We start from the raw sequence: 14,736 nt of genomic DNA on the forward strand, positions 1-14,736 counted from the left end.
ACAGCTTACAGCTTACAGCTATGTGTTAAACAACCGAACCAAGTTGGAAGATTGGTAAATACATAGCAACAATTAAACCACCGACTAGTACACCTAAAACGGCCATAATCAGTGGCTCAAGTAAGCTTGATAAACCGTCTACTGCATCATCAACTTCTTGTTCATATATAGTGGCCACCTTGGCAAGCATACCATCAAGTGAGCCAGACTCTTCACCTATGGCCACCATTTGTACCACCATATCAGGGAAAATTTTAGCGTTTTTCATAGCCCAGTTCATTAAGTTACCAGAGCTTACTTCTGCTTTAATCTCTAAAATTGCATAACGGTATACCGCATTACCAGAAGCACCCGCAGCTGAGTCTAGAGCATCGACGAGGGGTACGCCAGCTGCAAAAGTAGTTGAGAGAGTTCGAGCATAGCGAGCAACCGCCGCCTTATTCAAAATCATACCAATGACAGGTAGTTTTAATAGTGCTCTATCGTTGGCATCTCTGAGTTTTTTACTCTTGAGTAGTGCCTCTTTGTAAGCAAAGCCTGTAGCGACAACAGCAATAAGCATCATCCACCAGTATTCCTGCATAAACTCAGAAATACCAATCACCATCAAGGTAAATGCAGGTAATTCAGCACCAAAGCCGTTAAAAATATCTTGGAATTGCGGAACTACAAATATAAGTAAAATAGACGTAACGATTAAAGCGACAACTAAAACTGCTACAGGGTAAAACATGGCTTTTTTAATTTTTGATTTGAGTGCTTCTGCTTTTTCTTTATAAAGCGCAACACGGTCAAATATTTTATCAAGGGCGCCTGACTGCTCACCTGAGGCCACTAAGTCGCAATATAAATCATCAAAATAGCGAGGGTGTTTTCTCAGACTTTGTGATAACGGCATACCAGCTTTAACATCATCGCCAATACTTTCCATCAGTTTTGCAACACTTTTATTCTGTGCACCGGAACCGATCATTTCAATTGATTGAATCAAGGGTACGCCGGCCATCAGCATAGTTGCAATTTGACGAGTAATTAAGGCAATGTCTTTAGCTGTAATCTTTTGAACCGACTTAATGCCAAATAATGGTTTTGGTTTACGTTTAACTTTAGAGGGAGTGATTCCTTGCTTACGAAGTTGCGCTTTTACTAGGGCGATACTGGAACCTGACAATTCCCCTTCCATTTTTTTCCCTCGGGCACTCACACCAACCCACTGAAAAGTATCTAAGCTTTTATTGTCGTTTTTTTGAGCCATTTTATAAACCGTCCAGATTCTTTTCTCCTGCAGACCAAAAGCTTGGTCCAGCCATTTTAGGGGTATCACCATCAAGCTTTGAAGCAGAAATCATACTTATTACAAAGTATACCAAAGAGAATGAAATAGTAATAACTTTTAAAAAACTACTAAAGGTTATTTTTTCATTGGCTTTAATCACATTGCTAAATAAAAAACAAAAAATTATCTGAGTGAGTGGCATTACAAATAGTCCAGAAAATAAGGAGTAAATTAGACTGGTTAAAAGTGTTAGTACTAACAATTTCTTGTAATCGGTAGTTAGTTCTATCTTTTTAAAAACTAGGTAAATAATGTAAAACGCAATCAATGTGGCGAAAATTCCATTTTCATTTAACAGCTGTATTACAAAGTTGTGGGGATGGCTTAGGGCAGTTGCTTGTAAAACTATAGAATAGTTTCCTGGCCCAATTCCTAGTATAAATTCTTTAGATTGGTAGATAGAATTAAGCCACATTTCAATGCGGCCTGAGTCAGAGATTATTGGGTCATATGAAATGTAGTTTACTTCAAAAAATTTAATTAATGAAAAAATAAATATAGAAATTACAAAGGTGAAGGTGAAGTTTTTTAAGTGTTCTTTTAATTTTAAAATGAGTAATAGTATGAATATTAAAAACAAACACACAAATGCTGCTAAGGAATTACTAATAAAGAGTATAACTAAATTAGAAGTGATAGAAGTTACAGTGATGGCTTTATATTTTGTGGTATTTAATATATATAAGCCAAGAGGAATGGATAACACTTGGATATGGTTGAAATGCCGAATGTTATCGAATTTCATTATTATATTATGACCTATAATTGGTTGTTGTTCTACTAGGGAAAAAATTATATTTAAAACACAAACAAATATTAGGGAGCTATGAATAGTAAATAAGGCTATGTAAAATTTTTTGCTTACTTTGGTATTTAATAATGAAATAGAGAATATAGCTAGCATCACGTAATGCATTGTATTCATCATACTGGAGTAAGGGTAATTAGAGATTGCAGAGGAAGTAAAGCTAAGGGTTATAAAAGCTAAAAAGCAATAAAGTATTTTTTTTATTGGTAAATATAGTTCACTTCTATTAACTAATAAAATCGCACTTGTAGTTAAAAGGATGATCTGGGCTATTCGTTGCCCGTTATGAAAATTATAGGAAATACTTGGTAGTAATGGAAATAAAGAATAAAAAAAGTAACCCAGAATTAAAATAAGTGTTGGTTTTAAAGGCAACAAAATGTTGCCTTTGAAATTTACCATAGGATAAATTAACTACAGTTACCAGGTTGGAATTTTGCTTCTAAATTGCTGTCAGCCGCACAAGACCATACACCATCTGCGCTTCGATTAAGAGTTAATGTTTTACCATTAATTTTATCAGCGTTACTATTTTTCATGGTGCATTGAATAGCAGTTTTACCAGTAAGTGCTAGAGTGCAGTAAGTACCGCCGTTTGCTGTTTGCCCGATGTAACCCTTATCTGTGTTCGTTAAAGATGGGGTTTTACCTTCATTAACAGCAACTTCAAATTGAGTTTTAAGGGCTGAGAGCTCTGCATATGCAGAACCTGCTTGAGATTTTGCTGTATAATCTTGATATTGCGGTAACGCAATTGCAGCAAGAATACCGATGATTGCAACTACAATCATTAATTCAATTAGGGTGAAACCCTGTTGGTTTTGTTGTGTCATTTGTTCCTCTCCTAAAGGATATGATGATTTAGTAAGTTTAGCTGTAACTTAAGCGTTGTAAAACCATTGCTTAATTTACAGGATAAATCTTACAGTTTTACTTAAAACAACTTTTATTAACGCTTAAATGTTAACAAAGTAGTAAAAACCTTACTGGTTAAGCGTGTATAAATTTACTTTAGCATCAATAAATGTTTTTGGAAGCTATTTTCCTGTTCAGTAAGCAGTTTTTCAGAACTTTCCTACCTTTGTTTGATATAAAATAAGCTTAGTTACACATATTTGTACTATTTATAGACACCGCATCCTTGCAGGAACTTATTGAATTGATTGCAATCTTGTGTAGGTTCAGGACGTGCGTATACAAAATAGTCAAAAGCGCTAAAAAGATATTGATTTTTTGTTATCTGTTCAGGCTTTTTACGTATTTAATGCTTTTTTTATTTTCTTGTCAACGAATTAGGTAAAACATTAAATACGTATAAAAGAATTTTTAGCCGTTAAATCGCATTGAAAGATCGATTGATTGTAAATTTTTTGTAAGTGCGCCACTTGAAATAAAGTCAACACCGGCCTGTGAATAGGCTTTTAAAGTTTCAAGTGTCATGTTGCCTGATACTTCAAGCTTTGCTCGCTTATCTGTAAGCACAACTGCTTGTTGAATTTGCTCTACAGTAAAGTTATCGAGCATGATGATATCAGCTCCCGCAGTGATCGCTTGTTCAAGTTCATCAAGTGATTCTACTTCTACTTCAACTGGCTTGGCTGGGTGGTTTACTTTAGCTTGAGCGACAGCTTTATCAATACCCCCGCAGGCAGCAATGTGGTTTTCTTTAATTAGGAACGCATCAAAAAGGCCGATGCGATGATTCGCGCCGCCGCCACATTTTACAGCGTATTTTTGTAGCGCACGTAAACCTGGAATTGTTTTACGCGTGTCGAGTAGCTGCGTAGTCGTGCCCTCAAGTTCTTTTACATAATGAGCAGTTGTTGTTGCTGTACCAGAGAGGGTTTGTACAAAGTTAAGGGCAGTGCGCTCTGCGGTTAAAATTGCGCGAGCTGAGCCTGATGCTGTAAATAGTGTGCTATTTGCAGCTACTTTGTCACCGTCATTTACGACTACGTCAACTTCAACTGAAGGATCAACTTGCTTAAATACTTCTAAAATAATGTCTTTACCACAAAATACACAGTCTTCACGAGTAATTACCTTAGCATTAGCTAGCTCATTTTCTGGAATTAGTTGCGCGGTAATATCACCGTCATTTGCGCTTTGGTAATCTAAATCTTCATCAAGGGCGAGTTTTACCAGTTGGCTAATTAAAGTGTGAGGGACTGACATGTCGAAAGCTCATTGTTTATTAATAAATTGGCGAAATTTTACTATGTTTAACCCCTTAATAGAAGACAAAGATCGGTCATAGTAAAGTATCCTTACCCTTACTTTAAGTGATTGAATCAAAGCAACTAGACCCTAAGATTTTAACCCTTTACACTATTTAACTTTATTGTCATCGTTAGTTTTTAATATGCATATAAATGAATTGGGCCAATTAAACAATGTGTTACTAAGGCACTGTACACATTATGATGAGCGCCCTGAGGGCGAGGTGTCATTACTTGTTATTCATAATATTTCATTGCCAGCAGGGCAGTTTGCAACGCCTTATGTGGATGATTTATTTATGGGGACGATTGATTGTGCAGCGCACGAAAGCTTTACTGATTTAAAAGGCTTAAGAGTCTCTGCGCATTGCTTTATTCGCCGCACTGGTGAAGTTATTCAGTACGTGCCCTTTGAAAAACGAGCTTGGCATGCTGGTATCTCAATGTTTGAAGGTCGAGAGCGCTGCAATGATTTTAGTGTGGGCATTGAGCTTGAAGGTACCGACACCTTGGCGTATACCCAAGCCCAGTATAATGCATTACACTTAGTTACTAAGGCGTTGATGGCAAAGTACCCTGAGATAAACCGTTCGCGCATTGTTGGCCATTGTGATATTGCACCGGGCAGAAAAACAGACCCAGGTGCGAGTTTTGATTGGCAATACTATTTTGATTTAGTGTTTTAGTTAAAGGATATAGGTAAAAGCATGATCTTAATTTCAATAATTATTGCTTTGGTAATTGAGCGTTTAGGGGCTCGAGCTAACTACTGGCAAATCGGTTTCTATGCCAATACCTATCTTAAGCACTCGCAAAAACAACTCTCAGAAAAAGGCTTATTTAATTCGCCAATTGGCTTTTTGATTTGGTTAATGTTGCCTGTCGTGGCTGTTGCATTAATTTATCAACTATCCGAATTTATCATCTGGCAACTGGCTGTGAATGTTGCTGTACTGTTGGTTTGTTTTGGCTGTGCTAAGCAACGAGCTTTGTATAAGTCTTACTTAAATGCCTTAACCCGCAACGATCAAGAAGCTGCAACCCTATTTGCGTTACAAATGGGCCAAAAGAAGACAGAAAATGACCCTCATGGTGAGACTTTTGGCCAAACTTTAGCTTGGTTAAATTTTCGCTTTTATTGTGCAGTCATTTTTTGGTTTGTGGTTTTAGGTGTCCCTGGCGCGGTTCTTTACGCATTAGTTCGTACTTTTGCTGACAAAGTAAGGGATGATCACAGTGTTGCCTATGCTAAGCGTTTTAAACTAGTACATAGCTTACTGTTTTGGCTCGATTGGTTACCAGCTCGGGTTGCAAGCTTTGGTTATTTAGTGATTGGTAACTTTAATAAAGGTACCAGTTGTTGGCTGAAGTATGTGCTCGACTTTTCGGTGAGTAACCGAAAAGTAGTTACGCAAACTGCACTTGCCGCTGAGCAAATTGAGCAGCAACATTTTGGCTGTACTTATGAAGCCACCTGTATGATGAAACTTGTAAAAAGAAATGTATTGTTCTTTTTAGTGATCATCGCAGCACTTACTTTATTTGGTGGCTTGGCGTAGCTTGTAAAGTTAGCAAGTTACGAGATGTAGGACTGGCTTTAGCCGGGAATGTGTTTGAGTTAGCAAGTTAGAATAGTAAAGCTTGTTGTATAACTTTATTCATTAATCGCTCTACTAATGCACTTCGATTGAGTTTTAATTTTTCAGCACTGAAGTGCATCCTACTTCGAATATTTTTCAGCATTCAATTCAACGATGCGGGGTAAACCCGCTGTTACAAAGCTACTCAATTCAACTAACATCTAAAACCTGACCTCTAAAAGCTTTTGTCGCGGGGTAAACCCGCTGCTACAAAGCAACTCAATTCAACTAACATCTAAAACCTGACCTCTAAAAACTTTTATTGCGGGGTAAACCCGCTGCTACAAAGCTGCTCAATTCAACTAACATCTAATACCTGACCACTAAAAGCTCAGTTGCTTAATCTGGTCTGACCATTTCTTTTTTATTGTTTTTTCCTTCAGAAAAAGCCACTTTAATCCATACTGTTTAATCTTTAGACGAATTACGTTAGGGTGTAACTAGACGCTGAACGTAGTGAAATTGACAGAAATACGGGTTTTTGATAACGTATGCGACAAATTTGGTATGACCAATTTACCTTTTTGGTCAAAGCACAAGGCTAAATACCCGATATTTATGGGGTTAGCGCATAACAATGCGGACGTTAATAAATGTCTTTAAAGATTAAAGCAGCAAAATTATCTGATGTAATTTTACAACAACTTGAGAATATGATTCTTGAGGGGTCGTTAGCGCCAGGCGAAAAGCTGCCTCCGGAACGTGAATTAGCGAAACAATTTGAAGTATCGCGACCTTCACTGCGTGAGGCGATTCAAAAGCTAGAAGCCAAGGGGTTAGTAACGCGTCGTCAAGGAGGCGGAACGTTCGTAAAAAATCAGCTTGAAGAGGGGCTCACTGATCCGCTTTTTGATTTGATTAGTAAGCATCCAGAGTCACAATTTGATTTACTCGAATTTCGTCATGCCCTTGAAGGAATTGCAGCATATTATGCTGCTATGCGTGGCACGACGAATGACTTCAAAAAAGTAAAACAAAGCTTTGACAACATTGCGCTCGTTAATGACGACATTGTGCAAAAAGCAAAAGCAATAAATGCATTTCATTTTAGTGTGGCAGAAGCGTCTCATAACGTTGTACTGCTCCATTTAGTACGTGGTATGCAGGCCTTGCTAGAGCAAAATGTATTACAGAATTTAACTGTACTGTTAAAAAAACCACAGATCAGCCAGCAGCTCGCAGAACATAGACGACTGTTGATGGATGCGGTTATTGAAGGAAACCCAGAGCAAGCACGTCTTGCTAGTAATGCTCACTTAGCCTTTATCGAAGAAGCCTTACTTGAGGCTGGCAAAGAGCATTCGCGAATTGAACGTAGTTTAAGACGCACCAAACAACATTAAGCAAGTGATTAGCTAAGTTTAGTTAACTACTTAATTTTAAGATTTATTAAAATAATTAGTATTTTAAACATAAGGAAACCTCCATATGTCTGAAGTCAATAAAATTGACGTAGACGCGCTAGAAACACAAGAGTGGTTACAAGCCCTTGAGTCTGTTGTGCGTGAAGAAGGTGTTGAACGTGCTCAATTCTTACTTGAGCAAGTGTTAGAGCAAGCCCGTTTAGACGGTGTTGATATGCCTACTGGCACAACCACTAACTACGTTAATACCATTCCGGTAGATCAAGAACCTGCTTACCCAGGTGACGTAAACATTGAACGTCGAATTCGTTCAATCATCCGTTGGAATGCGATCATGATCGTATTACGTGCGTCGAAAAAAGATCTAGACTTAGGCGGCCATATGGCGTCTTACCAGTCTTCAGCGGCATTCTATGAAGTATGTTTTAACCACTTCTTCAAAGCACCAAACGATGTTGATGGCGGTGATTTAGTTTATTACCAAGGCCACATTTCACCAGGTATCTATGCACGTGCATTTGTTGAAGGTCGTTTAACTGCTGAGCAACTTGATAACTTCCGTCAAGAAGTTGATGGTAAAGGTCTTCCTTCATACCCACACCCTAAATTAATGCCTGAATTCTGGCAGTTCCCTACGGTATCTATGGGTCTTGGTCCAATTGCATCAATCTACCAAGCTCGTTTCTTAAAGTACCTAGACGGTCGTGGCTTAAAAGACACTAAAAACCAACGCGTATACGCTTTCTTAGGCGACGGTGAGATGGATGAGCCAGAATCACGTGGTGCAATCTCTTTCGCTGCGCGTGAGAAGCTAGATAACCTATGTTACCTAATCAACTGTAACCTACAGCGTTTAGATGGCCCAGTAATGGGTAACGGTAAGATCATTCAAGAGCTTGAAGGCCTATTCAAAGGCGCAGGCTGGAACGTGATTAAAGTTGTATGGGGTAGTGGTTGGGATATCCTACTTGCTAAAGATACAACAGGTAAATTACTGCAGTTAATGAACGAAACGATTGACGGTGATTACCAAACTTATAAAGCAAAAGATGGTGCATACGTTCGTGAACACTTCTTTGGTCGTTACCCAGAAACAGCTGCGCTTGTTGCTGATATGACTGATGAAGAGATCTTCGCACTTAAGCGTGGTGGTCATGAGCCTTCAAAACTTTACGCTGCATTCAAAAAAGCGGAAGAAACCAAAGACCGTCCAACTGTAATCCTTGCTAAAACTGTAAAAGGTTACGGCATGGGTGAAGCGGCTGAAGGTAAAAACATTGCACACCAAGTTAAGAAAATGGACATGACTCACGTAGCACACCTACGTTCACGTCTAGGTTTACAAGATCTTGTCTCTGATGACCAATTAGCTGATCTACCATACTTAACGCTTGAAGAAGGTTCAGAAGAGCACAAGTACCTTCACGCTCGCCGTGAAGCACTACAAGGTTACACGCCTAAGCGTATTCCTAACTTCTCTGAAAAATTAGTATTACCAGAAGTTGACGCGTTCAAGCCGTTACTTGAAGAGCAAAAACGTGACATCTCTACAACAATGGGCTTTGTTCGTGCACTTAACGTGTTACTAAAAGACAAAGGCATTGGTAAAAACATCGTGCCTATTATCGCCGATGAAGCGCGTACATTTGGTATGGAAGGTTTATTCCGTCAAATCGGTATTTATAACCCTCATGGTCAAAACTATACGCCGCAAGACCGCGACATCGTTTCTTACTATAAAGAAGCAACTTCAGGTCAGGTATTACAAGAAGGTATCAACGAGTTAGGTGCAATGTCATCATGGGTTGCTGCTGCAACATCATACAGCACTAACGATTTACCAATGATCCCATTCTACATCTACTACTCAATGTTTGGTTTCCAACGTGTAGGTGATATGGCGTGGATGGCTGGTGACCAGCAAGCACGTGGTTTCTTACTAGGCGCTACGGCAGGTCGTACTACACTAAACGGTGAAGGTTTACAGCACGAAGATGGTCACAGCCACATTCTTGCTAACACAGTGCCTAACTGTATTTCTTATGACCCGACATTCGCTTATGAAGTAGCGGTAATCATGCAAGACGGTATTCGTCGCATGTACGGTGAAGACCAAGAAAACGTGTTCTACTACCTAACGCTAATGAACGAAAACTACCATCAACCAGCAATGCCAGAAGGCGCTGAAGACGGTATTCGTAAAGGTATCTACAAACTTGAAACTGTTGCTGGCGAGAAAGCGAAAGTACAGTTACTTGGTTCAGGTACTATCATGATGGAAGTGCGTAAAGCGGCACAAATCCTAAGCGAAGAGTATGGCATTGGTTCAGATGTATTCTCTGTAACATCATTCAACGAGTTAACACGTGACGGTCAAGATGTTGAACGTTTCAACATGCTTAACCCTGAAGCAGAGCAAAAGACTGCTTACATCACAAATGCATTAACAGATGCAGTGACTGTTGCTGCAACAGACTACATGAAGAACTACGCAGAACAAGTTCGTTCATTTGTTCCAAGCAGCAACTATAAAGTGTTGGGTACTGATGGTTATGGTCGTTCTGATAGCCGTGAAAACTTACGTCGTCACTTCGAAGTTAATGCGGGCTATGTTGTGGTTGCAACATTATCTGAGCTTGCTAAACGTGGTGAAGTTGAGAAGTCAGTGGTTGTTGAAGCAATCAAGAAATTCGACATCGACACAAACAAAGTTAACCCGCTATACGCATAAGAGGTTCCAATGAGTATTGAAATTAAAGTACCAGATATCGGTGGCGATGACGTTGAAGTAACCGAAATCCTTGTTAGCGTTGGTGATAAGGTTGAGGTTGACCAATCGTTATTAACGGTTGAAGGCGACAAAGCATCAATGGAAGTACCTGCTGCACAAGCAGGTACGGTTAAAGAAATTAAAGTAGCTGAAGGTGATACGGTAACGACGGGTTCACTTATCATGATCTTCGAAGGTGAAGAACAAGCTGCTGCGCCAGCACAAGCGAAAGAAGAAGCACCTGCTCCAGCAGCTGCATCTTCAGCTTCTGCTACACAGGAAGTGACTGTACCAGATATCGGCGATGATGAAGTTGAAGTAACTGAAATCATGGTTGCGGTAGGTGACACGGTTGAAGAAGAGCAATCTTTATTAAGCGTTGAAGGCGATAAAGCATCAATGGAAGTACCTGCACCATTTGCTGGTACTGTTAAAGAGATCAAAATCGCGACTGGCGATAAAGTGAAAACGGGCTCTTTAATCTTCGTTTTTGAAACAGCATCAAGCGGCTCTGAAGCACCTGCAACAGAAGCAGCGCCAGCTGAAGCGGCTCCGGCAGCAACGGCATCTGGTACTAAAGAAGTAAACGTGCCTGATATCGGTGGTGATGAAGTTGAAGTAACCGAAGTGATGGTTGCTGTTGGCGATAAGGTTGAAGAAGATCAATCAATCTTAAACGTTGAAGGCGATAAAGCATCAATGGAAGTACCTGCACCATTTGCCGGTACAGTTAAAGAAATCAAAGTAGCAGCTGGCGATAAAGTATCAACTGGCTCACTTATTTTTGTATTTGAAGTAGCCGGTAGTGCACCAGCTGCAGCGGCGCCAGCTCCTGCAAAAGCTGAAGCCGCGCCTGCAACAGCAGCAAAAGCGCCTGCGGCTGAAAAGCCTGCGTCAGCACCTGCAAGCAACGAAGGTTTTGCAGATAACAAAGCCTATGCACATGCATCGCCAGTTGTACGTCGTTTAGCGCGTGAATTTGGTATTAATCTAGCGAACGTAAAAGGCACGGGTCGTAAGAATCGTGTTGTGAAAGAAGACGTACAAAACTACGTGAAAGACCTTGTGAAGAAAGTTGAGTCAGGTCAACTTTCTGCAGGTAAAGGGAATGCCGGTGGCGGCGAGCTAGGTCTTATTCCTTGGCCTAAGGTTGATTTTGCTAAGTTTGGTGAAATCGAAGAGAAAAAACTTTCTCGTATTCAAAAGCTATCTGGCGCTAACTTGCACCGTAACTGGGTGCAAATCCCGCATGTTACACAGTTTGACGAAGCTGATATCACAAGCCTTGAAGTATTCCGTAAAGAGCAAAATGCGCTTGCTGAGAAGAAAAAGTTGGGTGTTAAAATCACGCCACTTGTGTTTGTGATGAAAGCAGCGGCGAAAGCACTTGCTGAATTCCCAACGTTTAACTCTTCACTGTCTGAAGATGGCGAAAGCTTAATCTTGAAGAAGTACATCAATATCGGTGTTGCTGTTGATACGCCAAACGGTTTGGTTGTTCCAGTATTCAAAGATGTAGATAAGAAAGGCATCATTGAGCTTTCTCGTGAGTTAATGGAAATTTCTGCGAAAGCACGTGACGGCAAGCTAACGTCATCAGATATGCAAGGCGGTTGTTTCACAATCTCAAGCCTTGGTGGTATCGGTGGTACAGCGTTCACGCCAATTGTGAATGCGCCTGAAGTTGCTATCTTAGGTGTATCTAAGTCAGAAATGAAACCTAAGTGGAATGGCAAAGAGTTTGAACCTAAATTAATGGTTCCATTATCAATGTCATACGACCATAGGGTTATTGACGGTGCCCTAGCAGCACGCTTTACTGTGACGCTAGCAAGCTACATGAGCGATATTCGTCAACTAGTGATGTAATCGTCTCGTAAATTATAAGAATCAAATCCCAGCAAGGTGTTTTTTGCTGGGATTTTTACCATTGGCAATGATACAATCTTTGCCATAGAACAATCTTGGTATAGATATCTGCTCTCCCTTTCTGCCTTGCAGAAACATGGCAGTTAAACATAGGGGCAGTGTCCCGTTCAAACATTTAAGGTAATAGCATGAGCAACGAATTAAAAACTCAAGTTGTTGTACTAGGCGGTGGTCCTGGTGGTTATTCTGCGGCTTTCCGTGCTGCTGACTTGGGCTTAGAAGTAACATTGGTAGAATCTCGCAACACATTGGGCGGTGTATGTCTAAATGTGGGTTGTATTCCTTCAAAAGCACTTTTACACGTAGCTAAAGTGATCGATGACGCTGCAGAAATGTCATCTCACGGCGTTACTTTTGGCAAGCCTGAAATCGACCTAGACAAAATCCGTTCTTGGAAAGAGTCTGTAATCGGTCAATTAACTGGCGGCCTAGACGGCATGGCTAAAATGCGTAAAGTGAAAGTTGTTAACGGTTACGGTAAATTCACAGGCAGCAACACAATTGCTGTTGAAGGTACTGACGGTACAACAACAATCACTTTTGACAATGCTATTATTGCAGCAGGTTCTCAACCTGTTAACTTACCTTTCATCCCTGAAGATGACCGTGTAATTGACTCAACAGGTGCACTAGAGCTTAAAGACGTTCCTGAGAAACTACTTGTTTTAGGTGGTGGTATCATCGGTCTTGAGATGGGTACTGTATACCGTGCGCTAGGTTCTGAAATTGACGTAGTTGAGTTTGCTGATCAATTAGTTCCAGCAGCTGATAAAGACGTTATCAAAATCTACCAACGTTACGTTAAAGACAAGTTCAACGTAATGCTTTCTACTAAAGTTGTTGGTGTTGAAGCGAAAGAAGACGGTCTATACGTTTCATTCGAAGGTAAAAATGCACCAGCTGACGCAGTACGTTACGACAAAGTACTTGTTGCAGTAGGTCGTACACCTAACGGTAAGCTTGTTGACGCTGATAAAGCAGGCGTTAATGTTGATGAGCGTGGTTTCATCAATGTTGATAAGCAGCTTAAAACAAACGTTGGTCACATCTTCGCTATCGGTGATATCGTTGGTCAACCAATGCTTGCACATAAAGCGGTTCACGAAGGTCATGTTGCTGCAGAAGTTATCTCTGGTCAGAAACACTTCTTCGATCCTAAGTGCATCCCTTCAATCGCATACACAGATCCAGAAATCGCATGGGTTGGTGTAACTGAGAAAGAAGCTAAAGAGCAAGGCTTAAGCATCGAAACTGCTGTATTCCCTTGGGCTGCTTCTGGTCGTGCAATCGCTTCAGCACGTACTGAAGGCCAAACTAAGCTAATCTTCGATAAAGACTCAGGTCGTGTTATCGGTGGTGCTATGGTTGGTATCAACGCAGGTGAAATGCTAGGTGAAATCGGCTTAGCAGTTGAAATGGGCGCAGACGGTGAAGACCTAGCGTTAACTATTCACGCTCACCCAACATTAAACGAATCAATCGGTCTAGCTGCTGAAATCTTCGAAGGTTCAATCACTGACCTTCCAAACAAAAAAGCAGTTAAAAAGAAGTAAGTTCTTTTGACTAATCGTTTTAAAAACCCAGCTTTGGCTGGGTTTTTTGTTTTTAACAACAAACCATCAGATTTCACTCGTTCCTTGTAGCTTGTAGCTTGTAGCTTGTAGCTTAAAACTTAGATTAATATCTATTCCCTATATTTTTAGCTACAATACGCGCCGTTTAATTTTCTGGTAAATACAGTGGTTACTATCTCAAATAATTCCGTGTTAGTGCTTCGCACTCAACAAATGGCTGAGTCTCGTCGTGAATTTAAAGCGCGAGGAGCAAAACTAACACGTTGTGAGCGATGTTTATTAGCCGAGCACTATTGTATTTGTGAAGGCGTTGAGCAGGCAAAGTGCGATGCCGCAGTCTGTTTACTTATGTATCACAATGAGAGTTTTAAGCCGTCAAATACTGGCCGTTTAATTGCTGAAATCGTGCCAGAAAACTATGCCTTTAAATGGGATCGAACGAATCCTGATGATGCCTTACTAAGCTTGTTGGCAGATCCTCAGTATCAACCTATGGTTATTTTCCCTGCCAGCGATGTTGACGACGAAGAGCGGGTGATCACCGAGGTAACTCCTGTTGAAGGTAAGCGTCCGTTGTTTATCTTCTTAGATGGTACTTGGCGCGAAGCAAAGAAAATGATCCGTAAAAGTCCTTATCTGGATAATTTACCTGTGCTTTCAATCACACCTGAAAAACTTTCGGATTATCGATTACGTGTAGCTCCACACGAACATCAACTTGGCACCGCTGAGGTGGCTATTATGGTACTTGCGCTTGCGGGTGAGAAAGACGCTACTCAAAAGCTAGAACAGCATTTTATTAAGTTCAGAGATGCCTACCTACTAGGTAAGCGAAATAAGGGGCGACCGGAGTAATAGTACCAATCCGCAATAATACTTAATCATTTTGAGGGATTAAACCTGTCGCTACCTGCGTTAAAAATTACTGATTTAGAACAACTAAATAACGAAATTTTTGCCTTGTTATCGACGAGGTTTTATTGCCTCAAAATAGACCACTTAATTAAGCGAATTGGTATAACTCTTTACTAAATTGTAGGCAAAAGAAAAGCGCGTACTATCACTAGTCGCGCTTGCGGAATCTTCTTAATTTTTT

The 14,736-nt window shown here is 40.3% G+C and carries 11 protein-coding genes; 7 read left to right on the top strand and 4 right to left on the bottom strand.

Annotated features, from left to right (window positions below; genetic code table 11):
• Positions 1-25 precede the first annotated feature (25 nt).
• From CWC28_RS20625 to nadC, 4 genes are all read right to left on the bottom strand, one after another.
• Entirely contained in the window at positions 26-1,255 is a 1,230-nt protein-coding gene (locus tag CWC28_RS20625; RefSeq protein ID WP_138625699.1) for a type II secretion system F family protein, read from the bottom strand.
• 1 nt (position 1,256) lies between these two features.
• Positions 1,257-2,522 (bottom strand): O-antigen ligase family protein, encoded by a 1,266-nt coding sequence (locus CWC28_RS20630; RefSeq protein ID WP_138625700.1) that lies wholly within the window; start codon positions 2,520-2,522, stop codon positions 1,257-1,259.
• 32 nt (positions 2,523-2,554) lie between these two features.
• Positions 2,555-2,977, bottom strand: a complete 423-nt coding sequence (locus tag CWC28_RS20635) for a pilin (RefSeq protein WP_138625701.1) — start codon at positions 2,975-2,977, stop codon at positions 2,555-2,557.
• A gap of 493 nt (positions 2,978-3,470) precedes the next feature.
• Positions 3,471-4,319: a carboxylating nicotinate-nucleotide diphosphorylase gene (gene nadC, locus CWC28_RS20640; protein WP_105174898.1), complete on the bottom strand. Its 849-nt coding sequence runs from the start codon at positions 4,317-4,319 to the stop codon at positions 3,471-3,473.
• A 187-nt stretch (positions 4,320-4,506) separates the two neighbouring features.
• On the opposite strand from nadC, the gene ampD reads away from it, so the two are divergent.
• The 7 genes from ampD to CWC28_RS20675 all read left to right on the top strand — a co-directional run bounded on the left by ampD (position 4,507) and on the right by CWC28_RS20675 (position 14,495).
• Positions 4,507-5,049 carry a 1,6-anhydro-N-acetylmuramyl-L-alanine amidase AmpD gene (gene ampD, locus CWC28_RS20645; protein ID WP_105181343.1) on the top strand — a complete coding sequence of 181 codons (543 nt, stop codon included), beginning with the start codon at positions 4,507-4,509 and terminating at the stop codon, positions 5,047-5,049.
• 21 nt (positions 5,050-5,070) lie between these two features.
• Positions 5,071-5,922, top strand: coding sequence for a beta-lactamase regulator AmpE (ampE, locus tag CWC28_RS20650; RefSeq protein WP_138625702.1), 852 nt, complete (start codon positions 5,071-5,073; stop codon positions 5,920-5,922).
• Between the two features lie 674 nt (positions 5,923-6,596).
• Positions 6,597-7,346: a pyruvate dehydrogenase complex transcriptional repressor PdhR gene (gene pdhR / locus CWC28_RS20655; RefSeq protein WP_036965924.1), complete on the top strand. Its 750-nt coding sequence runs from the start codon at positions 6,597-6,599 to the stop codon at positions 7,344-7,346.
• Between the two features lie 85 nt (positions 7,347-7,431).
• The gene (gene aceE / locus CWC28_RS20660; RefSeq protein WP_063702942.1) at positions 7,432-10,098 is read left to right on the top strand and encodes a pyruvate dehydrogenase (acetyl-transferring), homodimeric type; all 2,667 of its coding nucleotides are present in this window, start codon (positions 7,432-7,434) and stop codon (positions 10,096-10,098) included.
• Positions 10,099-10,107: 9 nt separating this feature from the next.
• Positions 10,108-12,006: a pyruvate dehydrogenase complex dihydrolipoyllysine-residue acetyltransferase gene (gene aceF, locus CWC28_RS20665; protein ID WP_063702944.1), complete on the top strand. Its 1,899-nt coding sequence runs from the start codon at positions 10,108-10,110 to the stop codon at positions 12,004-12,006.
• Between the two features lie 188 nt (positions 12,007-12,194).
• Positions 12,195-13,619: a dihydrolipoyl dehydrogenase gene (lpdA, locus tag CWC28_RS20670; protein WP_063702946.1), complete on the top strand. Its 1,425-nt coding sequence runs from the start codon at positions 12,195-12,197 to the stop codon at positions 13,617-13,619.
• 234 nt (positions 13,620-13,853) lie between these two features.
• Positions 13,854-14,495: a tRNA-uridine aminocarboxypropyltransferase gene (locus CWC28_RS20675; protein ID WP_063703519.1), complete on the top strand. Its 642-nt coding sequence runs from the start codon at positions 13,854-13,856 to the stop codon at positions 14,493-14,495.
• The last annotated feature ends 241 nt before the right edge of the window (positions 14,496-14,736 follow it).

Source organism: Pseudoalteromonas sp. S4492, assembly GCF_005886115.1.
GTDB lineage: Bacteria > Pseudomonadota > Gammaproteobacteria > Enterobacterales > Alteromonadaceae > Pseudoalteromonas > Pseudoalteromonas gelatinilytica.